The 25,764-nt window shown below is 49.6% G+C and carries 19 protein-coding genes; 8 read left to right on the top strand and 11 right to left on the bottom strand.

All coding sequences use genetic code 11. The features are described from left to right. Positions 1 to 663, bottom strand: coding sequence for an outer membrane lipoprotein periplasmic chaperone LolA1 (locus BM030_RS04320; protein WP_090971504.1), 663 nt, complete (start codon positions 661 to 663; stop codon positions 1 to 3). 16 nt (positions 664 to 679) lie between these two features. Further along, the gene (locus tag BM030_RS04315) at positions 680 to 3,277 is read right to left on the bottom strand and encodes an FtsK/SpoIIIE family DNA translocase (protein WP_090971502.1); all 2,598 of its coding nucleotides are present in this window, start codon (positions 3,275 to 3,277) and stop codon (positions 680 to 682) included. 166 nt (positions 3,278 to 3,443) lie between these two features. Here BM030_RS04315 and BM030_RS04310 point away from each other — a divergent pair, with 166 nt between their 5' ends. Further along, positions 3,444 to 4,181, top strand: a complete 738-nt coding sequence (locus tag BM030_RS04310) for a DUF4397 domain-containing protein (RefSeq protein WP_170845631.1) — start codon at positions 3,444 to 3,446, stop codon at positions 4,179 to 4,181. Between the two features lie 175 nt (positions 4,182 to 4,356). On the opposite strand, the gene tyrS is transcribed toward BM030_RS04310, so the two are convergent. Beyond that, positions 4,357 to 5,640 (bottom strand): tyrosine--tRNA ligase, encoded by a 1,284-nt coding sequence (tyrS, locus tag BM030_RS04305; protein ID WP_090971498.1) that lies wholly within the window; start codon positions 5,638 to 5,640, stop codon positions 4,357 to 4,359. A gap of 123 nt (positions 5,641 to 5,763) precedes the next feature. On the opposite strand from tyrS, the gene BM030_RS04300 reads away from it, so the two are divergent. From BM030_RS04300 to BM030_RS04290, 3 genes are all read left to right on the top strand, one after another. After that, positions 5,764 to 6,447, top strand: a complete 684-nt coding sequence (locus tag BM030_RS04300; RefSeq protein ID WP_090971496.1) for a hypothetical protein — start codon at positions 5,764 to 5,766, stop codon at positions 6,445 to 6,447. A gap of 72 nt (positions 6,448 to 6,519) precedes the next feature. Then, positions 6,520 to 8,226 (top strand): amino acid permease, encoded by a 1,707-nt coding sequence (locus tag BM030_RS04295; protein ID WP_090971494.1) that lies wholly within the window; start codon positions 6,520 to 6,522, stop codon positions 8,224 to 8,226. A gap of 215 nt (positions 8,227 to 8,441) precedes the next feature. Beyond that, entirely contained in the window at positions 8,442 to 8,837 is a 396-nt protein-coding gene (locus tag BM030_RS04290) for a T9SS type A sorting domain-containing protein (RefSeq protein WP_211657531.1), read from the top strand. A 44-nt stretch (positions 8,838 to 8,881) separates the two neighbouring features. On the opposite strand, the gene ispG is transcribed toward BM030_RS04290, so the two are convergent. The 5 genes from ispG to BM030_RS04265 are packed head-to-tail and all read right to left on the bottom strand — an operon-like array spanning position 8,882 to position 13,797. Then, positions 8,882 to 10,876, bottom strand: coding sequence for a (E)-4-hydroxy-3-methylbut-2-enyl-diphosphate synthase (gene ispG, locus BM030_RS04285; protein WP_090971490.1), 1,995 nt, complete (start codon positions 10,874 to 10,876; stop codon positions 8,882 to 8,884). 36 nt (positions 10,877 to 10,912) lie between these two features. Next, the gene (locus tag BM030_RS04280; RefSeq protein ID WP_090971488.1) at positions 10,913 to 11,530 is read right to left on the bottom strand and encodes an RDD family protein; all 618 of its coding nucleotides are present in this window, start codon (positions 11,528 to 11,530) and stop codon (positions 10,913 to 10,915) included. A gap of 3 nt (positions 11,531 to 11,533) precedes the next feature. Further along, positions 11,534 to 12,481, bottom strand: a complete 948-nt coding sequence (locus tag BM030_RS04275) for a LiaF transmembrane domain-containing protein (protein ID WP_090971486.1) — start codon at positions 12,479 to 12,481, stop codon at positions 11,534 to 11,536. Between the two features lie 12 nt (positions 12,482 to 12,493). After that, positions 12,494 to 13,066, bottom strand: coding sequence for a PspC domain-containing protein (locus BM030_RS04270; RefSeq protein WP_090971484.1), 573 nt, complete (start codon positions 13,064 to 13,066; stop codon positions 12,494 to 12,496). 11 nt (positions 13,067 to 13,077) lie between these two features. Further along, positions 13,078 to 13,797, bottom strand: coding sequence for an SDR family oxidoreductase (locus tag BM030_RS04265; RefSeq protein WP_090971482.1), 720 nt, complete (start codon positions 13,795 to 13,797; stop codon positions 13,078 to 13,080). Positions 13,798 to 13,944: 147 nt separating this feature from the next. On the opposite strand from BM030_RS04265, the gene BM030_RS04260 reads away from it, so the two are divergent. From BM030_RS04260 to BM030_RS04245, 4 genes are read left to right on the top strand one after another with little or no spacing between them, the layout of a single operon-like run. After that, complete coding sequence (locus BM030_RS04260; RefSeq protein ID WP_090971480.1) at positions 13,945 to 14,679, top strand: MlaE family ABC transporter permease; 735 nt, start codon at positions 13,945 to 13,947, stop codon at positions 14,677 to 14,679. Positions 14,680 to 14,698: 19 nt separating this feature from the next. Next, entirely contained in the window at positions 14,699 to 15,451 is a 753-nt protein-coding gene (locus BM030_RS04255; RefSeq protein ID WP_090971478.1) for an ABC transporter ATP-binding protein, read from the top strand. A gap of 45 nt (positions 15,452 to 15,496) precedes the next feature. Next, entirely contained in the window at positions 15,497 to 16,399 is a 903-nt protein-coding gene (locus tag BM030_RS04250; protein ID WP_090971476.1) for a class I SAM-dependent methyltransferase, read from the top strand. A 22-nt stretch (positions 16,400 to 16,421) separates the two neighbouring features. Continuing rightward, positions 16,422 to 16,778 (top strand): cupin domain-containing protein, encoded by a 357-nt coding sequence (locus BM030_RS04245; RefSeq protein WP_090971474.1) that lies wholly within the window; start codon positions 16,422 to 16,424, stop codon positions 16,776 to 16,778. On the opposite strand, the gene purU is transcribed toward BM030_RS04245, so the two are convergent. The 3 genes from purU to BM030_RS04230 all read right to left on the bottom strand — a co-directional run bounded on the left by purU (position 16,747) and on the right by BM030_RS04230 (position 25,587). Continuing rightward, positions 16,747 to 17,589: a formyltetrahydrofolate deformylase gene (gene purU / locus BM030_RS04240; protein ID WP_090971472.1), complete on the bottom strand. Its 843-nt coding sequence runs from the start codon at positions 17,587 to 17,589 to the stop codon at positions 16,747 to 16,749. The genes BM030_RS04245 and purU overlap by 32 nt on opposite strands. Positions 17,590 to 17,596: 7 nt before the next feature. Further along, on the bottom strand, positions 17,597 to 19,477 hold the full coding sequence (locus BM030_RS04235; protein ID WP_090971470.1) for a DNA topoisomerase IV subunit B: 1,881 nt from the start codon (positions 19,475 to 19,477) through the stop codon (positions 17,597 to 17,599). A gap of 68 nt (positions 19,478 to 19,545) precedes the next feature. After that, positions 19,546 to 25,587, bottom strand: coding sequence for an alpha-2-macroglobulin family protein (locus BM030_RS04230; RefSeq protein ID WP_090971468.1), 6,042 nt, complete (start codon positions 25,585 to 25,587; stop codon positions 19,546 to 19,548). Positions 25,588 to 25,764 lie beyond the last annotated feature (177 nt).

The raw sequence follows: 25,764 nt of genomic DNA, 5'->3' as shown, positions 1-25,764 counted from the left end.
CTACCGGAGGTCTACAATCTCCATCCCAGGAAAATCGCTTGGATTAAATACGAACTGATTCGCCGCGATTGGCACATTGCCTTTAGTGCTTTTGATGGTATAGCTGTATCTGGCCCCGCTTTTATCAAAAATGGTTACATCGTGTATCAGATGCGTCGCCTTATTGATACGTAGCTTTATTTTGAAATACGGCGTGTGCGTATTTTCGGGAGCCAATTCAACGACGTGCAACTGAATGTTTCCAGCCCGCTCGCTTGGCGCGGTAACGTATTTGTAACCTTTTTGATAGAACGTAAAAATGTTGGCTGGCGAGATGCTGGCTGACGAATGGTCAGCTGTTGTCACTTGTACTTCCTCTTCGTCCCGCAATACCGCCCACTGCGTTTTGCCGTCACTGATTAGCTCTTGGCCGCCAGTGGTTATGCGGTATTTTCCCGAAGCTGCCTGCATGTATATCGTACCTGATTCCGTATATTTCCCTGCTTGTTGCGGTTGCTGTACGGTGATGGTAAAATCTGCCTGGAGCGTTTTATAGCCCTGATACGTCTTACTTACCTGGGTTAAAATAGCCCCGGCAGCAGCATCCGTTTGGGGATACCCATGTAGAGCAGTAGCTGTCAGGAATAGCAGCAGTATTCGGCTGTTGGTTATTAATTTGTTCATGTCCCTACTGATCCTTTCAATCTTTCTTTAACCCTTCCAAAAACTGTTCCAATGAATACTCGTCAGGAAAAAGTACTTCACGGGCCTTACTGCCTTCAAACGGCCCTACAATACCTGCGGCTTCCAATTGGTCGATTATGCGTCCGGCACGGTTATACCCTAATTTGAGTTTGCGTTGGATGAGGGAGGTAGAGCCTTGCTGGTGCAATACCACCAGGCGGGCGGCTTCTTCAAACATGGCATCACGGTCGCTCAGATCAAAATCTTCCAAGCCACCTTCGCCGTCTTCCCCTACATATTCCGGGAGAAGCATGGCCGAAGGATAGCCCCGCTGGCTGCCGATGAAGTCAGATATTTCTTCTACTTCCGGCGTATCAACGAAAGCACATTGTATCCGTATCAGGTCGCTTCCTGTGGCCAGAAGCATATCCCCCCGTCCGATGAGCTGGTCGGCGCCACCTGAATCGAGGATAGTGCGCGAATCGACTTTGGAGAGAACCCTGAAAGCGAGCCGTGCTGGGAAGTTAGCTTTGATGGTACCTGTAATGATGTTAACCGACGGGCGTTGAGTGGCAATGACCAAGTGGATACCCACGGCCCGGGCCAATTGCGCCAGCCGGGCAATGGGGGTTTCCACCTCTTTGCCGGCGGTCATCATCAAGTCTGCAAACTCGTCAATGATCAGGACAATGAAAGGAAGGTAACGGTGGCCTTCTTCAGGATTGAGCCTACGATTGATGAACTTCGCATTGTATTCCTTTAGGTTACGCACCTGCGCATTCTTCAGCAGGTCGTAGCGTGCATCCATTTCAATACATAGCGAATTCAGCGTGTTGATAACCTTTTTTGTATCAGTAATGATAGCGTCTTCTTCGCCGGGTAATTTCGCCAGGAAGTGCCGTTCTATCTTTTTAAAGAGCGAGAGCTCCACTTTTTTCGGGTCTACAAGTACCAGCTTTAACTCAGCTGGATGTTTTTTATAGAGCAATGAGGTTAATATAGCATTGATGCCCACTGATTTACCTTGGCCAGTAGCTCCCGCCACCAATAGGTGGGGCATCTTGGCGAGGTCTGCAATATACACCTCGTTTGATATCGTCCGGCCCAGCGCTATGGGAAGATCCATGTCGGTATGCTGGAATTTCTCTGTGGCCAATACAGAGCGCATAGACACCATTTCTGGATGGCTGTTCGGCACTTCAATGCCGATGGTGCCTTTACCGGGCATCGGAGCAATGATGCGGATACCCAACGCGGCCAGACTGAGTGCGATGTCGTCTTCGAGATTTTTGATTTTAGAGATGCGCACACCCGGCTTCGGAATGATTTCATAAAGTGTAACCGTGGGGCCGATGGTTGCTTTGATCTTCGCTATCTCAATATTGTAGTTGCCCAGGGTCTCGACGATTTTATCCTTGTTGGCTTCCAGCTCATGGTTGTTGACCGTAATTTTACCTGAGCCATAGTCGCGCAACAAATCCAAAGTAGGGTACTGATAGCCGGATAAATCCAGTTTAGGATCATACTGCCCTACCCGCTCCACCAGTTCATCTGCGGTACTTGGTTTTTCCTCAATGATTTCAGATACAGCGAGCGGGGGCGATAACACCTCGTTCCTCGGTTTCTCTACCGGTTTTTCAATGGAGAAATCCAAGGCTTCCGTTTCGTCTCTCGGGGGTTCTGAGGGCTGTTTTGGAGCATTGGATAGATTTTGCGGCCGTTTTTCTTCCATTCCATCTGCCTGTACGGTAGGCGGCGTCCGTAGTCGGTTTGTGGCGCTTTCGTTCTCCTGCCCTTCGTTATTGCGGCCAAGGCTAAATTCCACCGGATCCACGCGGTACTCAGACTCGTGTGTATACCGCTCTCCGGCACGCACATTATTGGCTTTTTCTTCCGCTGAATCACCCGCAAAAACAGGTTTAGGGCTCTTGTTTCCCCACTTGAAATCAACATTGAAAAATACGATAAGGACGGTAAGGATGGTGAAAATGAGCAATCCGGCTACGCCAGGTGCTCCGATTTGCGCTTGCAGTAGGCGATTTGACCAATAACCGAATTCACCCTCCAGGAAATGAGGGTAGTCGGAGATGAAGCCATGAATAAAACCCAATGTTATGGAGAAAAAAACCAGTGCGAATACGGAGTAGCCAAAGACTTTCCAAATCGAGACGATTTTTACTTTGAACAACAACCGGTATCCAATAACGAAGAAGATAGCCACAAAGATGAAAGAAGCCACGCCAAACCACTTATAGATAAATTGATGTGCAAGCAGGGCGCCGAATTTGCCCATCCAGTTTTCCACCACCGGTGGATTGATGCCGGCGAGCTCCAGCTCTTCACGGGTTTTAAACAGCGTGTTCCATCCGCCGTTAGCCGCAGAGACATAGCTTTGATCTTCTTTCCATGTAAACAAGTAAGAAATAAAGGCGATGAGGAAATACACAGACAAGACGAGTGAAAATAACCCTGCAATTTTCACTGCCTTTCCACCCCAGGCCAGATGTAGATTCCGAACTGGTTTTGGCTTCTGCTCGCGTTTCCGGCGTGCCGTCGACCGTTCTTCTAAATCGTGTTGGACATTTTTCCTGAAAGAGTTCCCTTTTCCCGACATCTAACCGATACTTTTTGTTGAGACAAACTTACGGATTTTTTACAGATAATCGATTCTGACGGTGTAGCACATTGTAGGCTGTTTTCGTTATACCATCATCAAGTAAAAAATAGGTACAGTAATACTGTTGGATCATATTAAGTTTAAAAATATCATGGTGCGTAGCATGGAACGACTCAGAAAAAAAGTGTGTAAATGGGCATTTGCGGTAATGGTAGCCGCATTAAGCATGGTTATGTTCAGCGCATGCCTCAAGGACAGCGGTAATGAAGGATATCCGGTTGCTGCGGTAAGGGCGCTGAATGCTGTGCCGGGTTCCGAATTATTGGATATTGGGCTGGATCAAAACAAACTCAATTTCGACCAGGTATCTTGGCGGGCCGAAGATTTTGCATATGGAGACACTTTGCCATATAAGAACGCATGGCCTGGCAATCGGCTGGTGCGTGTGTTTGAGGCCGGCAGCCCCCAAGGAACCCAGCCTTTGGCGCGGCAGACCGTAACGTTTACACCAGGTCGGTTTTATTCACTTTACGTTGTAGGGCAGGATGACGATATGGAAATCCTCTCCATAGAGGACGATTTGACGGCGCCAGGCCAAGGAAAGGCAAAGCTGCGGTTTATCCACCTGAGTCCTGATGCGCCGTCGCTTGATTTTGGGGTTCATGGTGCGGATACGCTGATAGCCAGTGACAAGTCGTTCAAGGAAATAGAGGCGTTTTCGCTTATCGATGCAGGAGAAATATATACGTTTGACATCATCGGCCACAGTAGCGGTGATGTGTTGCACAGTTTTGATTTTGAGCCGAAGAACGGCATGATATATACGATATGGGCGAAAGGATTGACCGCGGATGGAGCCGATCCGGCGGTTGCGTTTGGCCATGGCATCCTCACTCATTAAGCACTCTCTTTTTCTCCATAAAGTTTAGGTTGATTGAAGATCCGTGGGCTAGCAGTTAGCCGACGGATGCCGCTCCCTCCCCGGGGGCGGTTTTTTATTTCGTAACAGAAACTGTTTGGTGTGGATGCTGCACGGCCTCATATCCAAGATGCCTGTCATAGCGATCACTGCGATACTACGCTGCGACGATTAAGTAATAGTTTTTTTTGCCGCGTTGAACGATTAGGTACCGTCCATTGATGAGGTGGCCGGAATCTAATTTCAGGTCTGCATCACCAACTTTGTTTTTGTTGATGGCTACGCCGCCTCCTTGTATCATCTTACGAGCTTCCCCTTTGGAAGAGAATACCGCGGTGGAGACTGCCAGCAGGTCCAATACGTTGATGCCCGAGGCCAGCTGTTCGGTGCTGATTTGGAATTGCGGTACGCCATCGAAAACATCTAAAACTGCTTGGTGAGACATGTCGTTAAGGAACTCAAGGGAACCGTTGCCGAACAAAAAGTCAGATGTCTTCACGGCGGTTTCGTAATCCGCTTCAGAGTGGGTGCGGATGGTGATATCTTTTGCCAGTGCCTTTTGCACGGTGCGCAGGTGCGGAGCAGCGTCATGCTCGGCAATGAGGTTATCGATTTCTTCTTTGGATTTTAACGTGAAAATTTTGATCCAATTTTTGGCATCCTCATCGCTTGCATTGAGCCAGAATTGGTAATAGCGGTAGGGTGATGTCTTGCTTGCATCCAGCCAAACAGCGCCGCTTTCGGTTTTGCCGAACTTGTTCCCGTCGGCCTTTTTTATCAGCTGGGTTGTCAGCGCAAAGGCCGATCCACCGTCTTTCCGGCGAATTAGTTCGGTGCCGGTCACAATGTTGCCCCATTGGTCGGATCCGCCCATCTGCAAAACACAGCCGTGGTTTTTCCAGAGGTAGTAAAAGTCATATCCCTGTATCAGCTGGTATGAAAATTCCGTGAATGACAGGCCGTTTTCGCCTTCCAATCTCTTTTTTACGGAATCTTTTGCCATCATATAGTTAACGGTAATGTGTTTGCCTACGTCACGTATAAACTCAAGAAAGCCAAAATCCTTAAACCAGTCGTAGTTGTTCACCATAATCGCCCCGGTACCCGTATCGGAGAAATCGAGAAATTTCGCTAACTGCTTTTCCAAGCAGGCGATGTTATGAAGCAACGTTTCTTCATCAAGGAGATTCCGCTCGGCCGATTTTCCCGAAGGGTCGCCCACCATGCCCGTTGCGCCGCCCACAAGGGCCACAGGTCTATGGCCCGCTCGTTGAAAGTGGATCAAGGTCATGATCTGTGTCAGGTGGCCCACATGCAGGGAGTCTCCTGTAGGGTCAAAACCAATGTATCCGGCAGTCTGTTCTTTAAGCAATTGTTCCTCTGTTCCGGGCATGATGTCATGCAACATGCCTCGCCAACGCAATTCATCAACAAAATTCATTTTTCAATTGAGCGCTAAAACGAAATTATAACGGCATGCAAAGATAGGAGAATATGCCGGAATTGTCGGCTAAATTCGTTATCTTGGCACAATAAGTGTTGAACGACGGAAAAGCGGGGTGACATGAATTTCCTTTCCCATTACTATTTTGAACGCTATAGCCATGATCCCGAGTTAGTGTTGGGGAGTGTACTGCCTGATCTTATCCGGAACGCTGATCGGAGTGTAAATATACTGCCTCAAAAGTATGAAGACCGTTTTGGGAACAATCCGAAAATGCAGAGCATTTACCGGGGGTGGGCCAGACATACGGAAACCGACAGGTATTTTCATAATTCCGATTTTTTCTACACCCATACGCACGAGCTCAAAATATTATTGGCGCCCACCGTGGAAGGTACTGAAATTAGGCCCTCTTTTTTATCGCACATCGGGCTTGAATTGCTGCTTGATCATTTGTTGCTTCATAACAATTGCATTCACGAAGCGGATTTTTATGAGTATTTAGCTATGGCTGATCGGGATACGGTGCATCGGTTCCTAAGTCTGTGCGCGGTAAAGGATACTGCTTTCTTTTTCGATTATTTCGATAATTTTCTGAAAGCACGATACGTGGGCGAATACCGGGACCACCGGAACCTGGTCACGGCGATGATCAATATTTGCCGCAGACTATGGGATGTGTCGCCCGTTCAGACGAAGCAAGAGCAGATGGTTGCCGCTATTGCGGACTATGCTGCGGCATTGGACGGCCATTTCCGCGGTATATTCGATGATATCCGGGCCCAATTGTTGCTGCTCCATTGACTTCGCGCAAAATCCGCCATGGAAAGCCAGACATCAGGATTTTTTTTTTAAGTTTGGCCGGGCAGATGACATATGGCAAGTAGACTTTTTCGTAAGAAAACCGTAGCACAGATTATCGATTCGTCGCAGTCGTCGCAGGGGGCGCTTGCCAAAGTATTGGGGGTGCGTGACTTAGTGTCGCTGGGTATCGCGGCCATTGTTGGTGCAGGGATTTTCAGCACCATAGGGTTGGCAAGCTTCAATGGCGGACCGGCGGTGTCTTTGTTGTTTGTATTTGTTGCCGTTGCCTGCGTGTTTACGGCATTGTCTTATGCCCAGTTTGCCAGTACTGTCCCTGTCTCGGGGAGTGCTTATACCTATGCATATGTGGCATTCGGGGAATTGTTTGCTTGGATTATCGGTTGGGCATTAATTCTTGAATATGCGGTTTCCAATATGGTGGTAGCCATTTCTTGGTCGCAATATTTTGTGAGTATGCTTCAGGGATTCGGTATCCATCTGCCCGGTTGGCTGACCATGGCGCCTGCTTATGCCTTAGAGGCCTATACCAAGCTGCAGGAGCAGGGGATGGCAGCCCTTTCCAAAGCGGATCTGGTGGCGGCGACGGCGTATGAGCATGCCCCCCGCATCGGTGACGTTCCCATTATCTTCGACTTACCTGCAGGCCTTATCACGGTTTTGGTCACCTGGTTGGTCTATATCGGTATCAAGGAGTCACGTACCGCAAGTAATATCATGGTGGCCATCAAGGTTGGCGTAATTCTGTTCGTCATTTTAGGCGGTGCTTTTTTTGTAAGGCCCGAGAATTGGACGCCGTTCGCGCCTAATGGGGTGGAAGGGGTGTTAACTGGTGTTGCAGCAGTGTTTTTCGCCTTTATTGGCTTCGATTCTATATCGACCACGGCAGAGGAGTGCCGGAATCCACAACGGGATTTGCCCAAAGCCATGATTTTATGTTTGCTTATCTGTGCAGTGCTCTATATCCTAATTACCTTGGTGTTGACGGGGATGGTTAATTATTCAGAATTGAATGTTAAAGATCCGTTGGCCTATGTTTTTCAATATATAGGGATGGATTATATGGCAGGAATCGTGTCAGTTACTTCTGTGGTGGCCATTACCAGCGCACTTCTTGTTTTTCAGCTTGCCCAACCCCGGATTTGGATGACCATGAGCCGAGATGGTTTGTTATGGAAGCGTTTTGCTACCATACATCCAAAACATAAAACTCCGTCGTTTGCCACTATCGTCACAGGGTTTATGGTAGCTATACCGGCGCTGTTCTTCAAGATGGATTTTTTTGTAGATCTGACCAGTGTGGGTACGTTTTTCGCCTTCATCTTGGTGTGCGCAGGGGTGCTGTATATGGATCATTCCGGGATATCGAAACAGTCAAGGTTTAAGGTGCCATACATCAATGGACGTTATCTGATTACCGTGGGATTGGTAATAGCCATAGGCTGCCTTTACTGGTTTGGACAGGATACCCTTGACGAATGGCGCCAGCTGTCATTTTCGGATATTTTGGAACATAAGCTGCTCACTGTAGTTTTTTGGCTGGTGTGGATTATTTTATGCGTGATGGGCTATGTTTACCGCTTTTCTTTATTGCCAGTGGCAGGCATTCTCGTGAACTTATACCTCATGTCGCAACTTGGTGCCAGCAACTGGCTTATTTTTCTGGTATGGTTGGCCCTTGGTCTGGTTGTGTATTTTGGTTATGGGTACAAACATTCAAAGCTTCGCAGCGTCACCGGAAATAAAGATACAATTGGTTAAAACCTGGTGTGTTAAAAATTGTTAAATCATAAAAAAGTTATACTTTTGGTTAGGTGTATTAAGCACTTTTATTCTACCTTTGTGATACATGACGGGTGCGGTATGCCCACGTCTCAATTGAACCGGAACGCTATATGAGGAAGAATTTACGTCACATTGTTGTCATACTGTCATTAAGTTGTTTCGCACTTGCAGGAAGTGCGAAGGCTACTTTGATGCCTGTAGCAATGGTTACGGCCGATAGCAGTAGCGTATCAAAGCGGCTCGATGAAAAGCGAATTCAGCGCTCGTTTTTTTTGTCATTTCGGAATATCCTGCCGTTCAGAACCAGTCCGGTAGAGAATGAGAAACTATTGAGCAACGTAAAGGTTTTTCCCAATCCCATTGCCGATCAGATTAATCTTTCCTTCCGGCTGGGCAACCAAAGTTCGGTATCAATCAAGGTGATGGATGCTTTGGGTAACGAGGTGATGACGTTGTTAAGCCAAGAGCTGGATGCAGGCACCCAAAACCACAGTTTTGACACGAACGGTAAACTGACAAACGGCTTCTACTTTATCCGGGTGTCGGCAGGTACCGAAACGGTTGTTAAGCGAATATCCGTTTTATAGCTTGCTTGGTGTAGCGGCAGTGCTGGTGCCGGCATGGCAATTTCTTATTCTGGGTCAATCCAGCGTCCGTCTTCCCGGATAATATCAATCAATTCGTCAAGCGCTTGGGCAGAATTTACATTACGCTTTACCACCTCTTTGCCGCGATATAGGGTGATTTTGCCAGGTCCAGCTCCCACGTAGCCATAATCTGCATCGGCCATTTCGCCAGGCCCATTTACTATGCAGCCCATGATGCCGATTTTCAGTCCTTTTAAGTGGTTTGTGCGGCTCCGTATCATCTGCGTCGTTTCCTGCAGGTCAAACAATGTGCGCCCGCAACTCGGGCAGGAGATGTATTCTGTTTTGGAGATGCGTGAGCGCGTAGCTTGCAAAATTCCGAATGATGCGGAAACCAGCTTACCGATAGGGGTGGCGGGTGAGTCTATCCAGATGCCATTGCCCATGCCGTCTATTAACAAGGCTCCAAAATCAGTTGCCGCGTATACCTGGATTTTTGATAGCGGCTCTTCGGGATCCATCAAGTTGCCTTCCGGACCGGAAAATTCCGTTGCTGGATAATGGCGCTTGATGATGATCGGGTTGTCCAGCCCAAGTGCAGAGAGCGTGGAAAAAAAAAGGCGCTGGTCTGCCATGCCATGCAGCGCGTTGGTCTCCAAGATAAATACGACAGTTTTGTCCAAGGGCAAGGCCTCAAAAAGTGCCGTTCCGACATCGGCGTAACAAACGCGCACGAGATTAAGATGTGGGTCGCGGGTGGTGGCCTCCACAAACTCCTGTAACGTATAGACTGGATGAACATTAGCTTTGTCAGGAATACAAAGCCACGTCCGGTAGTTGTATAACTGCTTAAGGTTACCCGGCATGGTGAAAGAAGGCCGTTCATCGGCTAAATATACGAAGTCGACCGATTGTTCCGCCATGTGGTATTTGTCAAACAGGATATCGTATTTATATCCTACATCGGTGAGCACAGATGGATCCTTTAGGTTGCAACGGGAAATATCAGCGACTACACGGGGCACCAATGCGCCTCCGATGAATGCGTTGGTTTCCGCCGCTATGTAGGGTTTCACTTCAGGCCGTTCAAAAGATAGTGGGGTGCGGCTCTGTTGCTGCGTGTCGCGGTAACGTTTGGCATAGCGGTTTACAAGGGCAATAGCCACTGGTGCTTCCAATTCGGGCTCTTCCGTGAGCGACACCCGTACGGTATCCCCTAAGCCATCTTCAAGCAGCGTACCGATGCCCACGGCAGATTTGATGCGGCCGTCTTCACCGTCACCCGCCTCGGTAACGCCCAGGTGCAGCGGATAATTCATCCCTTCAGCAACCATTTTTTCCGCTAAAAGGCGATAAGCGCGCACCATGACCTGCGGGTTGCTTGACTTCATCGAAATAACCAGGTTATGGTAGTCAAGATCTTCGCAAAACCGGATAAATTCCATAGCCGATTCTACCATGCCTTCCGGTGTATCTCCATAATGGCTCATAATGCGGTCAGAAAGCGAACCATGATTTGTTCCGATGCGCATGGCCGTGCCGTACTCTTTGCAAATTTTGACCAAGGGCGCAAATTTGTTGTATATCCGTTCCAATTCCGCTTGGTATTCGGCCTCAGTGTAGCTAAGCAGATCAAATTTCTTTTTATCGGCATAGTTACCCGGATTGATGCGTACTTTCTCCACGATGCGGGCGGCTACTTCTGCTGCATTGGGTGTAAAGTGAATGTCTGCCACCAAGGGAACGTTATATCCCCGTTTGCGCAGTTCTTTTTTGATCTCGGCAAGATTACTGGCCTCTTTTATGCTCGGAGCGGTAATACGCACATATTCACACCCCGCATCAACCATACGGATGACTTGTTCTACCGATCCGATAGTATCCATAGTATCCACGGTTGTCATGCTTTGGATACGGATGGGGTTATCGCCGCCCATAGGGATATCACCGATGGGAACTTCGCGGGTATGCCATCTCGAATATTCTGTCAATGAGTTACAGTAACCGCCGGGTAATGCGTTGCCGATTTTCGTATCCATAACCTTACAAAGTTAGGGATAATGATTTATATTATATCAGATCAGCCTGTCCTTTATGACTAAGGTGCCTGCTATCTTATCGTGGAGGCATTGCTGGCGGCGGTCAAAGAAGCCGGAAAAGAAGCCGAGGCCTAAGGTGGCTATACCTGCCAGCTTCGCCACGTTTCGGAGCAGTGCTTGGCCATAACCGATCGGGCGGCCATGGGTATCCGTCACTTTAACGCCGATAAGCATCTTACCGACGGACGCCTGCCTTTTTGATCCTTCTGTGGCTACACAAAGGATGAATTTGATAATGGGTACAAGCAGGAGTCCGGAAACCAGTATGGGCATACTGTCCCGCGCATCGTCGACACCCGCCAGGTAAACCACAGCGAACACCGCATACATGCAAAATGCGACGAAGTAATCAATAGCCGTGGAAAGCAGGCGCATGTCTAACGACGCGAAGTACTGCGGTTCCGTGGTTTGATGCTTGACGTTCAGCAACCGGCTCAATTCCGCGATTTCGCGAAGTTCCTTAAATTCCGGATAACCTACAGGCCTGACGAAGTCGGTAGGCCGCAGGTTCATTTCCCGTAGTTCGTCCAGGGTGAATGGGCCCTTAGGCTTTCCTTGGATGACCACTTCATACCGGTCGGCAGGTGTGTTCACGGGTTAGTCGTATCGTGTTACGGAGAAGGAACTCAATCCACCGTGTAAGTTAATGACAAACCGTTGATCTGCCTGCTCATAACCATCGGTTACGTAGGAACCGTCGTTCTGCTTGCTGAAACCCGGAAAGTCTTTGGAAGAAAGGCCTGACTTAACCACGATTCGGCAAGCAGCCGCTTTCGGGATTTCAATGGCGATACTTGCAACACCTGATTCAGCATTGACGATGGTTTCTTCCAGTGGCATACCCAATCTCGCTTCAAAGGATGCAGCACCGCCGTTAAACCGGAGGCTGCCCACCTTGTATTCCGTAAGGTCAAATTCGGCCGATCCGGCACCCATATCCAAAGCGATATGCCAGACCGGATTGCTGTTCAGCCGGATGTTGGCTTTATTTTCATTCCCCTTAAGCTGCCATTTCCCGTTTTTATTGCTTTTCATAAAGAAATTTAGATTCATGGTGTCGCCTGATTGGTTGGTTTCCAATACGTGCGAACCGATGGCACTGGATGTTTCGGCATGGAAAAGCTGTGGCACGGAGCCGCCTATTTCATATTCAACGGCACCGCCTTTGATGTTAAGCTTCGCCACCGCAATGGACGGGTCATAGTCGTGGGTAAACATACCTTTGGATGCTATCTCGTATCGCCTTCCATCCTCGCGATGTTCCGTGCTTTTTTCCTCGTAATTAAATGACCACCAGTTGCTATGTGGCGGAAAGGTGCCCCGATAAGCCACGAATGCGAGGGCGGCTATCGTAACCACAACAGACACGGCATTACCGATGCCTTGTTTTGGCATCAGCAGGTTGATGCCGATAACGATGAGGATGACCGGCCACATGCTGAAAACGGAGCGCCAATAGAAATTGATAATGTCTAAATTATCCAACAACAAGACCGCTCCCACAACGAGCAGGATGAGGCCCCAGCTTAATTTTTCTTTGTTCATGACCGTTAAGTATTATGATGTATGCGTGCGAGGTCCGTTATCATCCATTTGTTCCGGCTCTTGTGGTTTTTGATTGGAGAAAGCGCGCTTTTCCTTTTGGTTAAAGGAACCGAGAATAAGCGTTAACCCCATAATGATAATGAGCACGGGCCAATATCGGGCCAGATCACGCCAATAAAATACATTCAACTGATGGAGCAGAAAAAACAATCCCAAAACCAGCAGGATTAAGCCTGCGGTTGATCGATCTTTCGAATTTTTAGTTCGAGGGGGAGGTACGGCACCTGTATAACCTTGATAGGGGCTGTCTTTTTCAAACACCGGCGGCTGTTGGTACCCCGGTGTGCGGTAGTCTACGTCAAACGGATCTTGCTGCAACGAAAATGCTTTTACCGGAAGTACAATCCAGAGTACAATGTAAACAATAGGGCCAAGCAACCCAATACCCATATAGCCCGAAAAAAAGACACTTAAGATAAAGGCCAGCCTTACCCATGTTTTGTCTATATTGAAATAGGCTGCCAACCCAGCACATACGCCAGCTATTGCTCCCTCATGCGGTATCCGTTGAAGTTTCTTTTCCATGGTTTTCCCTGTTAAATATTGCCATACTTGGGCTTCACTATCATTTCGTCTACATTGGCTCCCGCGCTCATCCGCAGGCAGGTAAGGACAGCTTCGGCAATGTCCGAAGGCTGCACAAACTGCTCAGTGGGTATGGTGGTGCCTTCCCACGAGGAAGTCAATGTAGAACCGGGGATGATTTCCGTTACCTTTACCCCGTACGGCCGTAGCTCATCCCGTAATACATGGGTTAGACCCCTTACGGCAAATTTTGTTACAGTGTAAGTGCCTGCGGATGAAACCGGTTCCCGGCTGGCGATAGAGCTGATATTAATGATATGCCCCTTGCGGTTTTTCCGCATGTTCTGCCCTATCGCGCGCGACAGCAGGTGCGGCGTAAAATAGTTAACTTGCAGCTGAAGATTAAAATCTTCCGTGGTTTCGTCCAGTACGGATACCGGTCTGAAAATGCCGACGTTGTTTATCAATACATCTATGTGGGGGTGTTCCTGCGTTGCCCATTGGATAAAACTCGTCCGTTGTGCATCGTCCGAGAAATCACAGGCATAATAGAGGATGCTGATTTCCGGATGATTGGCCTGTAGTAAATGCTTAAGGGATGCCAAGGCACGGGCATCGCGGGCCGCAAGTATTACGTTGTAGCCGGCTTGGGCGAGTTTCTCTGCAGTGGTCCGCCCCATGCCTTTGGTGGCACCTGTTATTAAGGCTGTTTGGTTATTAAGCTGTTGCATATTGTTCGTTGAAGGTTTTCACCCAAAGGTAAGAAGTTTATCATCCGGATATACAAACAAAGGGATACATGTTTCGTTGATATCGCTAAAACACGTATCTTTAACGGGATATTGCATACTACTCAACGTTATATTTCGAGCTATTATATGTTTTTTACCTATTTTGGTCAGTATTTGTTGCTACTGAAATCCGTCTTTAAGCGACCGGAAAAATGGAGGATGTACTGGAAAGAAATTATTCATGAGATGAATGAGATAGGCGTAGGGTCGCTTGGTCTTATCGGTATCATTTCGACCTTTGTGGGCGCGGTAATGACCATGCAGATTGCTTTCCAATTGGTTTCTGATTTGATTCCTTCGTCTGTTATCGGGCAGATAAACCGTGATTCCAGCATTCTGGAGCTAAGCCCTACCATCACGGCCTTGGTATTGGCTGGCAAGGTAGGTTCCTCCATTTCATCCCAGATAGGCTCCATGCGGGTCACTGAACAGATAGATGCATTGGAAATTATGGGAATCAATGCGCCCGGTTACCTTATACTTCCCAAAATACTGGCTGGAATTACCATGATTCCGGCGTTGGTTGTCATTTCGATTTTTTTGGCCTTAACCGGCGGCCTGATAGGCGGGGCGCTTTCGGGTGCTGTTACGCCGGTTGATTACATTAATGGTATCACGGATGGGTTTATCGGGTACACGGTAGCGGTTGCCTTGGTCAAGGCGTTTGTTTTTGGGTTTATCATCACATCCGTATCAGCCTTTAAAGGGTTTTATGTGCGTGGCGGGGCGCTGGAAGTGGGGCAGGCCAGTACGCGGGGGGTGGTGATAAGCTGTATTGCCATTTTGGCGGTAGACTATGTGGTTACTTCCCTGATGCTTTAGCTAACGTTATCGAAGATACATGATTGAAATACAGAACATCCACAAGTCATTCGGCGACAACCATGTATTGCGTGGTATTGACGCAAAGTTTGAAGCAGGAAAGATTAGCCTCATCATCGGCGGTTCCGGTTCCGGCAAGAGTACGCTGCTGAAGTGTATGGTGGGGCTCCATGCACCTGAACAGGGTAAGGTGCTGTACCATGGGGAAGATTTTACGCGGATGAATTTCGAAGATCGGATCCCTATCCGGAAAGAAATCGGCATGTTGTTTCAAAATTCAGCCTTGTTTGATTCGATGACGGTCGAGCAAAACATTATCTTTCCGCTGGATATGTTTACCGAAATGAGCAGGAGTGAAAAGGTGGATCGGGCAAACTTCTGCCTGGAGCGTGTGAACCTCGCCGGCCGCAACAAGCTATATCCGGCTGAGTTGTCTGGAGGTATGAAAAAACGTGTAGGTATTGCGCGCGCCATCAGCATGAGTCCGAAGTACCTTTTCGTGGACGAACCTAATTCCGGCCTTGACCCTGAAACCGCTATTCTGATTGATGAGCTGATTGCCGAGTTAACCGCGGAGTACCAATGCACCACGGTAGTGGTCACCCATGATATGAACTCTGTGATGGGCATCGGTGATTATATCCTTTTCCTGTATAAAGGCCAGAAATGGTGGGAGGGGTCCAATAAAGATATTGCGCATACTGATGTAAAAGAACTGAACAATTTTGTTTTTGCAAGCCGGTTTATGAAGGCGGCCAAAGAACGGCTGTAGGGCCGTGTCTTATTTAATCCTTATCTTTGCCCCAAAAGCGCTTGTATCTTGGCAAACAGCATCCCACTTCTCACTCCGCAGCATTGGAAAGACTATGAACTCATCGACTGCGGCGATTTCGAAAAGCTCGAACGCTTTGGCGACCATGTGTTGATACGCCCCGAACCCCAAGCCGTCTGGCCAAAAGGGTTGACGGAGGAAGAATGGACAAAGCGGCACGACATCCGTTTTAAAGGGCGGTCCGCTACGAGCGGCGACTGGCTCAGGAAGCGCCCCGGGTTGCCTGACCGCTGGCACATCAACTACCGGAATGCCGACGTGTCCATCCGGTTCCGGCTTGGGCTTACTTCTTTCAAACATGTGGGGATTTTCCCCGAACAAGCGGTAAATTGGGATTATATTGCCGAAACGGTCAAGACATTCCGGACCAAGCGTCCCAAAGTACTCAATCTGTTTGCTTATACGGGGGGTGCCTCCCTGATAGCCCGTGCCGCGGGGGCGGACACCACACATGTAGATTCCATCAAGCAGGTGGTTACTTGGGCTAATGAAAACCAAGCGCTATCCGGTCTATCAGATATTCGTTGGGTGGTTGAAGACGCGCTAAAATTCGTAAAACGGGAGTTGAAGCGGGGCAACCGGTATAACGGTATTATCTTAGATCCCCCGGCTTACGGGCATGGGCCAAAAGGCGAAAAATGGAAACTGGAAGATCATATCGCCGGGATGATGAAGGACGTTGTTGGATTGCTCGATCCGCATGAACATTTCCTGATTCTCAATACTTATTCGCTCGGCTTTTCGTCAGTGATCGTCGAAAATCTGGTGCGCGCCGTTTATCCGCAGGCCGATAATCTTGAAACCGGCGAATTGTACCTGCAGGCTACTGCAGGAAGTAAACTGCCGCTGGGAGTGTTTGGGAAGTTCCGTAAAATCGGTCAACCGTGATGAATAGCATAAATAAATAACGATGGAACTATTTATTAGCGACAAACAACTTACCTGGGAAGAAATAGGTGGCGGTGTCAGCCGTAAGGTCATGTCATATAGCGGTGATCTGATGGTAGTGAAGGTACGTTTCCGACGTGGAAGTATCGGAGCCGATCACCAGCACCCGCATACCCAGATTAGCTATGTAGAGAGCGGGGTATTCCACTATACCATCGGGGGTAAGACCATGACGATGGAAGCTGGCGACACGTGCTTGATCCCGCCGGATACGGTACATGGATGCCGTTGTATCGCCGAAGGTGTGCTAATCGATGCATTTACGCCGGCGCGTCAGGATTTCATCGCTACTCAAACACCACTGTCCGGTTCCCAGTGATGATGACGCGATCTTCGATGACCAACGCAATAGCCTTACTCAACACCGATTTTTCCACTTCTTTTCCGGCGCGTACCATATCTTTGACTGTATAGCTGTGGTTCACAGGCTTGATGTCTTGTGCGATAATAGGCCCTTCGTCCAAATCATTGGTAACAAAATGAGCTGTCGCCCCGATAAGCTTGACACCGCGGTTGTGGGCCTGCTTATAGGGGTTGGCACCAATAAATGCCGGCAGAAAGGAGTGGTGAATGTTAATGATGCGTCCCGGATATACGGCAACGAACGCAGGCGATAGGATGCGCATGAATTTAGCCAGCACGAGGTAATCGGGCTGGTAAGGTGCTAAAGTCTCCACCAGTTCGGTTTCGAACGCCTCCTTGCTTTTCCCTTCGTGGCTAACATGATGGAACGGGATGTCAAATCGTTCGGTGAAAGCCCTCAGATTATCATAATTGCCTATCACGCAACAAACTTCCGCTCCCAATGTGCTGAAAAAGTGCCGCACAATGATGTCGCCAAGGCAGTGATGTTCCTTGGTTACCAAGACCGCCAGCCGCTTTTGTTGTGGTGGATTTACGGTTACCGTCGCCCCTGCAGGCAGTACGGAGGTAAGATCACCGGCAAGCTGCGCGTTGTCTTCGGCTTTACCGGCGCATACCACGCGGACGTAGAAACGATTGGCAGGTTCATCCACATATTCACGCATGGTCACGATATTGAGTCTATGATTGGCCACCGTATTGGCAATGCGGGCTACTAAGCCCACGGCATCGCGGCATTGAATGAGGATCAGCGTTTGATTCGTCATGTTTTCGTTAAGCCACCAATTCTTCTTGCACTGTTGTAGGTTGTTCCTTTATGGGCTCCTCTGCGATATCCACTTCTATCCGTAGGTTTTTCACAATATGCTGCTGCCTTTCGGGGGTATTCTTTCCCATGTAATATTCCAGCAATTGGACTATTTTTTGGTCTTTTGACAGGATGACCGGATCCAGTCGCATGTCCTTGCCGATAAACAATCCGAATTCGTCCGGCGAGATTTCCCCCAGCCCTTTGAAGCGGGTGATTTCTGGTTTACCTCCCAATTTTAAGATAGCGCGCTGTCGTTCTTCGTCGCTATAACAATAAATGGTTTCCTTCTTATTGCGCACTCGGAATAGGGGTGTTTGCAGGATGGATACATGGCCAGCCTTGACCAAGTCGGGGAAGAACTGCAGGAAGAACGTCATTAGTAAGAGCCGGATATGCATGCCGTCCACGTCAGCATCGGTAGCAATGACCACGTTGTTGTACCGCAGGCCGTCAAGGCCATCTTCAATATTAAGGGCGTGTTGCAACAGGTTGAACTCCTCGTTTTCATACACCACCTTTTTGGTGAGGCCAAATGCATTGAGCGGTTTTCCGCGTAGGCTGAATACAGCTTGTGTCATTACATCGCGTGATTTAGTGATGGAGCCGCTGGCCGAATCACCTTCCGTGATGAAGAGTGTTGTTTGCTGGGCCAGCTCGTGGTTATCACCATAGTGGACCTTGCAGTCGCGCAGTTTACGGTTGTGCAACGATGCTTTTTTCGCTCGCTCATTGGCCAGCTTTTTGATGCCGGCGATGTCTTTGCGCTCCCGTTCAGACTGGAGGATGCGTTTCAGCAGTGCGTCAGCGGTATCCGCATGTTTATGCAGGTAGTCATCCAGTGCCTTTTTGACGAAGTCGTTGATAAACGTACGTACGGTAGGACCTTCGGGGCCGATGTTTTGCGAGCCCAGTTTGGTTTTGGTCTGCGATTCAAACACCGGCTCTTGCACTTTGATGGCAATAGCCCCCACAATGGAAGCGCGGATATCCGATGCATCGAAGTCTTTCTTATAAAACTCGCGGACGGTCTTGACCACCGCTTCACGGAACGCCGCTTGATGCGTGCCCCCCTGTGTGGTATGCTGTCCGTTTACGAATGAATAATATTCTTCTCCGTATTGCTGTCCGTGGGTGAGGGCAATCTCAATGTCGTCGCCCCGCAGGTGTATAATGGGATACCGCATGGACTCGGTATCGATATTCCGCTCAAGCAGGTCCTTTAAACCATGCTCGGATACGTATTTCTTACCGTTAAAGTTGATGGTCAGGCCGGAGTTGAGGAAAACATAATTCCAGATCATGTTTTCTACAAATTCCGTACGGTAATGATAATGCCGGAAAATACTGTCATCCGGGTAGAATGTTACCGCTGTGCCATTGCGCTGGGTGGTAGGCTTTTCCTCGTCTTTCAGCAGTTCACCCTTGCTGAATTCGGCGATGCGCGTTTTTCCATCGCGGTACGATTGCACGGTGAACGATGAGGATAGCGCGTTTACCGCTTTCGTACCCACCCCATTGAGCCCCACCGATTTCTGGAAAGCTTTGCTGTCATACTTACCCCCCGTATTGATTTTAGACACCACGTCTACCACCGAACCGATTGGAATACCGCGTCCGTAGTCGCGCACCGATACCTTATGTTCATTTACCGTTACTTCAATGGTTTTGCCGGCACCCATCACAAATTCATCGATGGAATTATCTATCACTTCTTTCAGCAGCACATAAATGCCATCATCGTAAGCGGAACCATCCCCCAACTTACCGATGTACATCCCCGGCCGCAACCGGATGTGCTCTTTCCAATCCAGTGAACGTATGCTATCTTCGTTATATGCTGTCATGAGTCAATTCAAATGGACTTACGCATCGCAATAATACGAAAATTTGTTGATTCATTGTTCGGTGTGTATCACTCATCACCTGCTACCATTACCCGTATCCCTTCGCTGTGGCTGCTGAATTCCGGCGCGTACATGCTCTGGATGGTACTGATACCGTTTGAAAAGTCACCCGCTTGGGAGACGAACATCGGATATTCAAAGACGTAGGTTCCTTTGCGTAAATAATCGAAGAAGAAGTTGGTCGACACGTCGCGGGTACTTTCATAATATCCCAGTCCGCCCTGATAACGGTATCCGCTCAATACGTTAATGGGCTCAAAGCAAGCTGCCCGCATATCCTTGAGATGCACATATTCCATGTCGCGGTCCACACGGAGCTCAATGCGGACTTTTACCCTATCACCCACTTTCAGGGGATTTTCCATGGTAATTTCTTCCAATACCGGGCCGTTGGGGGTATTCCGTTCTATGTAAAGCCGCTTACGTAGACCAAGTGGTGTTTCAGCAGCGGTAATGTTGTCCAAATCTTCAAAATATTGCCAGTATACCGCGCCCCACGCAATTCCTTCATTAGCCATCTTATCTACCTTGGCAGCAATGCGTCCCATATCCGGCGTCACTTCCTCGCTATCGAAACGGTTCAAGAAATATCCGCTGCCAGCTTCCGTTTGGATATCGGTGGATTGGATGGTGTGTTTGCCAACGCGAATAGTTACGGCCGGTTCATTGGCCAGCCAGTCGCTGCCCTGCAATAGCAGCGCATATATGGCGTCGGCAGTCGCCTTGGTAGTGTTCCACGTTTGTGTCTGCTTCTGTTTGAGCAGCCACACTTTGAGATCATCTACCGCTCTCATATCCCCGGCCACGTCGGCAAACGTTTCGATAAGTAAAGCTTGAGCCTCGATAGGAGCTTCATGCCACCAATAGCCTTGTGGCATACCTTTCCAATACATACCTAACTCGGGGCTGTTGACCGCGGTTTCGCGGAGGGAAGCCACAATGGCCTCCGCTGTGGGGCGGTCGCCCATGCGGTGGTGAGCTAAAGCGAGCTGACCTTGGAGATAGGGGTTGAACTTGGTCCAATACTTTACCGCCTGTTGGCTGTAGTAGGTTACGGCTGCGTGCGGATTTCGAGGAATGGGTAGGATATCCTTGAGCAGGCTGCGCATATACAGGTACTGCACATGCAGCGGGGCGATGTGCTGTTGTTCCATCGCTTTGGGGTTGTCCTTGAGCTGGTTCACCAGCCTATCGTACTCTTCGTGCAACTCACGATCCAAGTAGTCCATAGCTTTGCGGAGTATGGTCATAGCCGTTTCCGAGTCGGCAACGCTGACGCCCAGTTTTTGCAGGCGGGCCATGCCCGTAACAATGTACTGCGTGATATAACGGTTACTGGCCATGCCCCGGAACCAAGGGAAGCTGCCATCAGAAAGCTGCGTTTGGGCCAATTTATGCAAGTTGGCCTGTAGGCCATCGGCCACTTTGGCCGTTTCGAACAGCAGGGCGATGCGCTGCTTGCGCTCACGCTCCGTCTGGGCTTCCATCACCCATGGGGTTTCTTCCAACAGGGCTGATTTGAGCTCTTGGTTTCTCTCCAGATTAGCTAACAATGCGGTAGTATCGCCTGTTTTCCACTGCTCAAGAATGGCCTTCACCCGTGGTGCTCGCGCTACGATATGCGCCGCCAGTGCATGGCCGTAAAACCGGTTGAAAATCTGTTCGGCACATTCATAAGGATATTCCATGAGGGAAGGCAGGGCTTGTACGGCGTACCAGGCCGGGTTACCTGTAAATTCTATGGTAAGCGTATGGTGGGTCAGCGTACTGCTTGCCGGATGCATAAGTTTTTTCAGTTCAAAAACTTTGGTTTCATTTCCGCGGACGGGCATCGGGAGCGTTTCAGTAACCAACATGCGGTTGGTCACCACCGGCAATGTATGCGCTTCACCGTCAGTGAAATTGTCGGCCTTCGCTGATACACGTACCGTCAGGGGTTCAAAGCGGTTGCCGGGAATGTGTAACAGCCAGTCTACCGAAGCGCTTTCTCCTGCGGGCGCACTGAAGTTTCTGGTGCCGGTCTCTTGGATAAGCCCCGCAATGGGCTCGCCTGTGGCTGGGTCAACCACTTCAAGATACGCCTGGCCTTGTTGCTTCGCGGCACTCAGGTTACTCACCTTCGCGCTGATGCGTATACGGTCACCCTGCCGGAAAAAGCGGGGTGCGTTGGGTGTTACCATCAGCTCTTTCTGGGTTTTGACACTGCCTTCCAGGTAACCTGTTTTCCAGTCGGCTGTGTGGGCAAAGGCCATGAATTTCCACTCCGTGAGCGCTTCTGGCATCGTGAATTTCAGCGAAACATTGCCTTCAGCATCCGTATGCAGTTGCGGAAAGAAGAAGGCCGTTTCCTGGAGGTTGGTGCGTATGGGTAGCGTTGCTGCCGGTTCATCTGCCGCAGGAACCGCGCCTGTAGGAGATTGCTTTTCCTGTTGCCCATAGCCAACCACGATCGTTTCATCCAGCGTAGCCTCTTCACGGGCCGCGGAAGCAGCAGCGTCTACCGCTACGCCAGCCACGCGGCCGGATAAACCCCGAACCATGAAATTTTGGCTTTTAGATAGCCACGTCGTGAGATAATTAAGCAATTGGTCATATTGTTTATCGTAACCCTCAGGTGTCAGGCCGTTGATGTTGTTTTTCCACGTATCGCCCATCAATGTGCCGAAACCCCAATTGGTCTGCCAATGCGATTGCAGTAAACGGTGAGGTGAAAGCCTGTCCCAGTGCCATGCATGGGGTTTTAGCGCATCCAGGGAAGCGTCATACATGCCGGCGAGCAGTTCCGCTGCTACAGCGTCTTTTTTATTTCCTTTGATGGTGAGTTGCCATTCCTCGGTTGCTCCTGGCAATAATTCATCACGGTGAGTTGCCCACTCCATCTGCAGGTCACGGTTGGACCAGGGGACGGCTACCTGGTGGCTGGCCGTATAGATCCGGTTATCATATACATAGAGCCAGGAATAGCCCAGCCCTCCGCGATCGTTTTCTGTAATGGCACGGTTCACGTGCCGCACTTCAGAAAAAGTGTTGAACTCCGGTGCGGTATCGGTGCTCATTTCCAGCACATACGTATCGTTAAACCCTGTTTTCACGGTCAACGCCAGTGCAGTACCCGGCTGGAGAGCCGTGTCCGGCGCGAGCACCAACAGCGGAATCTGCGGCTGCGCCTTTCCTGAAGGGTTGGCTACATAGGTATATTGCTTTTCGGTAATCGGATTGCCCCGCTGGTCGGTTGTCGCCAGTGTCACTACGTGCCAGCCCTCCTGTTTCCATATCGAGGGGGGTAGCTCAGTTGTTTGTTGCAGCCCGGTATTCAGGAGAGTCGACCACATTGTGTCGCCCACCGGCCAGTTCCGGTAGTCCGCTTCATCGGTATATTCGTCGTTGGGGAAAAGTTTACGGTATTCTGCTTCAGGTATCACATGGCGGTCCGGTTTTTCCCAAAGGCGCTGCCGGTACAGTTTCCCCGGAGATTTTAGCGGAGCAACCGAAACAGCCACGCTCGCCGGTACGTGCGTGTTGTTGAGGTTTTGGGTAGCGATGGCCAAGGTATGTGGTTTGCGTGCATCGAGCTGTGCCGCCACGATTGCCTGTAGCTGTAAGGATTGGTAACCTGCATTTATCGCTGTGCTGTTGCTTTGCGTTTCTCCGTTGATGTCCGTCACGTCAGCATACACCGTGTACGTAAATATCGGTAGCGTTTCGGGAGCGAGCAGTTTGTCCGGTATGGTATTAAAAGTGATTTCAAAGGAACCATCATTTGCCGTAACGGCTGTCCCGTTGGTGATTTCCATTTCCGGCGATTGCGGTTGGCCCCAGCGGTGAAACATCCAGAAATAGGGGAAACGCGCACGGCGTACCACACGATAGTTTACCGTTGCACCATCGATGTTATTGCCCGCATACGCCTGCGCGTGTCCCGTAAGGGTTACCGTATCATTCAACGCGATATCGGCTTTCAAGGTGTCAAAAACAACCCGGAATCGGGGCCGTTTATATTCTTCGACGGAAAAGTATACCTGCCCGTCTGTGGTCTCAATGCGCATAGACCCAGTTAATCCGCTACTGGGAGCGGTGAACTTACCAGTAAAAGAGCCGTATGCATTGGTTGTCAACTGCAAGGAGCTTATTCGTTGGTTATTTGCGTCGTAGAGGAATACCTCCGTTTTATGATTAGGGCGCACGGCATTGCGGTTTCCACTTTTATCACTTGTTACCATAATGCCTTTGAAGTGGATGGTCTGGCCTGGCCGATATAGGCTGCGGTCTGTAAAAAGGAATGTGTGCGCCGTAGTGTCCGGTTGGTTCTCATACCACCGTCCGTACGGGCCGAAATACCCATCGGCTCGTAATGTGTCACCATGTGCCGCTATCGTGATACGGTTGATCCGTTTTTTTTGCGGAACATCTACGGCCGCTTTTCCATCCTCGTCTGTACGTGTTTGACCGACCGTCCGGTAAATTTGTCTACGGCTTTCGCTATCCCATTGGTTTTCTTCAAAGGTGATATGGGCGCCCCGTATGGGCATTCCCGATTTGCGATGCAATGTAAACAACCATTGGCCATCTTGGTGGTTGTTCATCACCATACTCAGTTGAGAAACCTGAAACGGCACTGCATGCAACGCATTGCTGTCGGCTGCGAAATCAGCGGTTGCCGATGCAACCAATAGGTAGCGGCCAGAAGGCAGTGGGGAGATGTGAATTTCGGTGCGGTGGTCATATAGATCCTCCGCCCCGGGAAGTTCAGCTTGCCAGGCTCGTACCGGCGTGGATCGGAGCAATATTGCTCGCTGTTGCGCGTTAAAGTCGGGCGACCGATTTGTAAATGAACCCGACACGCGGTATATCCGAAGGAATACGCGGTTAAGATTCCGGTAGGTAACCAGTACTTTATGGTTTTCCGCTGGCAGCAACACAGCTTCGGACTGAACGTTCAACGACTTGCTGGTGATCGTGTGCCGTAATCGGACGGCGTTGCTTGCCCCCTCTGTGCCGGGGAAACGGGCAACCACCTCATCCAACTGCCTAAGCAGTGCCGTGCGGTCAAACGCATCCGTTTGGTTTTCGGCACGATTGAACTCGAACGCAAGCAGGGTATACAGCACCTGCGCCGTTGCCCGAACGTCCGGATACCGGTCGGCCAGCGATTGCAGGGCGTCGCGGTAAAGGCTGTCTTTCTCAGGGTGCACGGAATACCGGTGCACAAACGCCAGTCGGTGCAGGTCGGCATCGATAAGCGCATCCGGCCGTTTGTCTTCCAGGTGGAAAGCAAGCACCTGCTGGTACGTATGCAGTGCGCGGAAATGTAAGGCTTCCGGATGTAAAGGGTTTACTTTTACTTCGCTGAACCGATCTGCCGGTTCAAACCATAAGGTACCATCTATCTGGAACTGGTAGGCCGGCCGGATGATGTCTTTTTCGTCGTTCTGGAAGAATTCGATGGCCCGGAAAGCAAGGAAATCGTATAGTGTAGGCCGCAGGTGGCGGGTGTTTTTGCCGGTAATAAGCAACGGCGTATAGCGTTCTACGGGGATAGCCTTGAGCGAGTCGCTGTCGAGAATGGACGCTTGATAAAGGCTGCTGGCTTTATTGATAAAAGACGCGGCATCCCACATAGCAATGTCAGTGGGCGGCTCGCCTGCGACGGCTGTGCGGTTCAGGATTGACCAGCGGTTCTGCCGGTAGTATTCCCAATACAGCTCAGCATTGATGCTTTGCCATAACGCTTTTTCAGCCCCTTGGCTTACCTGTATGATAGAATCAATCCGTCGGATGTGGTAGGTTGTCGCTTGTTCTTGGTTGATTGAAACGGCATTTATGAGGAAGAGTTTCGCCTTAATCGCGTTGGCCGCATCGCCACGTGCTTGCGCGGCTACAAGGAGTTTTTCGGCAAGTTCGGCGGCTGATTTTGGGAGCCCCTTTTCCATCAGTTTTTCAATTTCTCCCCATTCTTGATGGAAAGTACCCTGTTTTTGTTGAGCCATAGCGAAAGTGATGCCCAGGGTGAATACCATAACCCATGCGGAAAAAACAGTTCGAATCGTCATGTCGCGTTATTTAAGCGTAAATGTCCAAGCGTAAGCAAACTTACCTAAATTGATTGAAATAAGTTATGCGGATAACGCTTGTTGGCACAAGGATGCTACAGTGCAGTATATTCCATAAATATTATTTTGGTATGCTTCGTCTTCGCAAGGTATCTTTCGGTTGTACACGGATTCTCT

This window comes from Parapedobacter composti (assembly GCF_900112315.1).
GTDB lineage: Bacteria > Bacteroidota > Bacteroidia > Sphingobacteriales > Sphingobacteriaceae > Parapedobacter > Parapedobacter composti.
The sequence above is the reverse complement of the archived record's forward strand: the minus strand, read 5'-3'. Positions and strand labels throughout refer to the sequence as shown.

Coding starts and splice junctions, on each gene's coding strand:
- BM030_RS04320 (WP_090971504.1), bottom strand. CDS start 663: ATGAACAAATTAATAACCAACAGCCGAATACTGCTGCTATTCCTGACA.
- BM030_RS04315 (WP_090971502.1), bottom strand. CDS start 3,277: ATGTCGGGAAAAGGGAACTCTTTCAGGAAAAATGTCCAACACGATTTA.
- BM030_RS04310 (WP_170845631.1), top strand. CDS start 3,444: ATGGAACGACTCAGAAAAAAAGTGTGTAAATGGGCATTTGCGGTAATG.
- tyrS (WP_090971498.1), bottom strand. CDS start 5,640: ATGAATTTTGTTGATGAATTGCGTTGGCGAGGCATGTTGCATGACATC.
- BM030_RS04300 (WP_090971496.1), top strand. CDS start 5,764: ATGAATTTCCTTTCCCATTACTATTTTGAACGCTATAGCCATGATCCC.
- BM030_RS04295 (WP_090971494.1), top strand. CDS start 6,520: ATGGCAAGTAGACTTTTTCGTAAGAAAACCGTAGCACAGATTATCGAT.
- BM030_RS04290 (WP_211657531.1), top strand. CDS start 8,442: ATGCCTGTAGCAATGGTTACGGCCGATAGCAGTAGCGTATCAAAGCGG.
- ispG (WP_090971490.1), bottom strand. CDS start 10,876: ATGGATACGAAAATCGGCAACGCATTACCCGGCGGTTACTGTAACTCA.
- BM030_RS04275 (WP_090971486.1), bottom strand. CDS start 12,481: ATGAACAAAGAAAAATTAAGCTGGGGCCTCATCCTGCTCGTTGTGGGA.
- BM030_RS04270 (WP_090971484.1), bottom strand. CDS start 13,066: ATGGAAAAGAAACTTCAACGGATACCGCATGAGGGAGCAATAGCTGGC.
- BM030_RS04265 (WP_090971482.1), bottom strand. CDS start 13,797: ATGCAACAGCTTAATAACCAAACAGCCTTAATAACAGGTGCCACCAAA.
- BM030_RS04260 (WP_090971480.1), top strand. CDS start 13,945: ATGTTTTTTACCTATTTTGGTCAGTATTTGTTGCTACTGAAATCCGTC.
- BM030_RS04255 (WP_090971478.1), top strand. CDS start 14,699: ATGATTGAAATACAGAACATCCACAAGTCATTCGGCGACAACCATGTA.
- BM030_RS04245 (WP_090971474.1), top strand. CDS start 16,422: ATGGAACTATTTATTAGCGACAAACAACTTACCTGGGAAGAAATAGGT.
- purU (WP_090971472.1), bottom strand. CDS start 17,589: ATGACGAATCAAACGCTGATCCTCATTCAATGCCGCGATGCCGTGGGC.
- BM030_RS04235 (WP_090971470.1), bottom strand. CDS start 19,477: ATGACAGCATATAACGAAGATAGCATACGTTCACTGGATTGGAAAGAG.
- BM030_RS04230 (WP_090971468.1), bottom strand. CDS start 25,587: ATGACGATTCGAACTGTTTTTTCCGCATGGGTTATGGTATTCACCCTG.